Origin of the sequence: Belnapia rosea (genome assembly GCF_900101615.1) — a bacterium.
In the GTDB taxonomy this organism is placed as follows: Bacteria; Pseudomonadota; Alphaproteobacteria; order Acetobacterales; family Acetobacteraceae; genus Belnapia; species Belnapia rosea.
Genome location: NZ_FMZX01000107.1, coordinates 1 through 1,357 on the forward strand (window position 1 = coordinate 1; position 1,357 = coordinate 1,357).

At 66.6% G+C, this 1,357-nt stretch carries 2 protein-coding genes; one reads left to right on the forward strand and one right to left on the reverse strand.

Annotated elements, in window-relative coordinates; all coding sequences use genetic code 11:
- A partial coding sequence (locus tag BLR02_RS28260) for a glycosyltransferase family 2 protein (protein ID WP_143018398.1) occupies positions 1-401 on the reverse strand: 401 nt, incomplete at its 3' end.
- 221 nt (positions 402-622) lie between these two features.
- Here BLR02_RS28260 and BLR02_RS28265 point away from each other — a divergent pair.
- Positions 623-1,255 (forward strand): IS6 family transposase, encoded by a 633-nt coding sequence (locus BLR02_RS28265; protein WP_218128111.1) that lies wholly within the window; start codon positions 623-625, stop codon positions 1,253-1,255.
- Positions 1,256-1,357 lie beyond the last annotated feature (102 nt).

Here is a 1,357-nt window from a genome sequence, read left to right on the forward strand (position 1 = left end):
AGCACCTCATAGGCAGCCAGCATGCGCTCCAGCCAGTCCGGCGCGGCGAAGGCATCATCGTCCAGATAGACGATGATCGGCGCTCGGGCCTCGGCACTGGCGACATTGCGGGCATTCGACAGGCCCGGCTTGTCGGCATGCATCCAGCGGAGGTTGTCGATCCCGGCATAGGCCCCCGCCGCCTCGGCCGAGCGGGCCGGGTCGGGCGTGTTGTCGACGACGAGGATCTCGAAACGGTCGGCGGGAAGGCTCTGCTGCTGCAGCCGGGCGACCGAGCGCGCCAGCATGTCGTAGCGGTCATAGGTACAGATCGCCACCGTCGCCGCCGGCCCTGACGTGGCGGGCGCGCTGGTGACCGAGGCCGGACGGCGAGCCGCTCGGCGGCGGGTCGGCTGCTTCATGGGATCCTCCAGCGGGTTTTGTCAGGTCTCGCGCCAGTAGGGCCGTTTTGCCGGCCGGGGCTGGGCTGGTAGGCTCCGGGTTAGCTGAGCGGGAAGTGGCAATGGAGTGTGTGGCCTGTGGCTCGGCTGCTGTGACGGAGCGGCCGGAGCGTACCGCCCGGGGCTACCGCCGGTTCCGCTGCCGAGACTGCGGCAGGCAGTACAATGAGCGCTCCGGCACCGTGCTGAACCATGCACAGTACCCGTCGGACGTGATTGCGCTGGTGGTGCTGTGGCGGCTGCGCTACCGGCTGACCCTGCGCGACTTGGTTGAGATGCTTCTCCAGCGCGGCATCGTGTTTAGCCACGAGACTGTCCGCGGCTGGGAGGCGAAGCTCGCGCCGGTGCTGGCCGACGAGCTTCGTCGACGCCGGCATGGCAGGGGCGGCACCCGCGGCCGACGCTGGCACGTGGATGAGACGTATCTGAAGGTCAATGGCCGGTGGGCCTACCTGTACCGAGCCATCGACCGCGACGGCAACCTTGTCGACACCATGCTTAGCGAGTACCGCGACATGGCGGCCGCCCAGGCTTTCTTCCGCTCAACCAAAGCCGTCACGGGTGTGACACCCGACCAGGTCACCACAGACGGGCACGGTTCCTACCCGCGGGCGATCCGCAGCACGCTCGGCCGCAGTGTCGAACACCGGACCAGCGTCTACAAAAATAACAGAATGGAGCAAGACCACCGGGGCGTGAAAGGGCGCACGCGATGTATGCAGGGTTTCAAGAGCTTCGCGTCAGCGGAGCGGTTCTGCCGAAGCTATGACGAGCTCCGCAACTTCCTTCGCCCCGGTGTTGCGACGATCACCTGAATCCACCTAGGAGGCCGCGACCGTAATGGTGGTGGCCATCGTGATGGTCCTGGCTAGGGTTGGGTTGCTGAGACCGACAACCCCTGAACCATGGACCAGCCA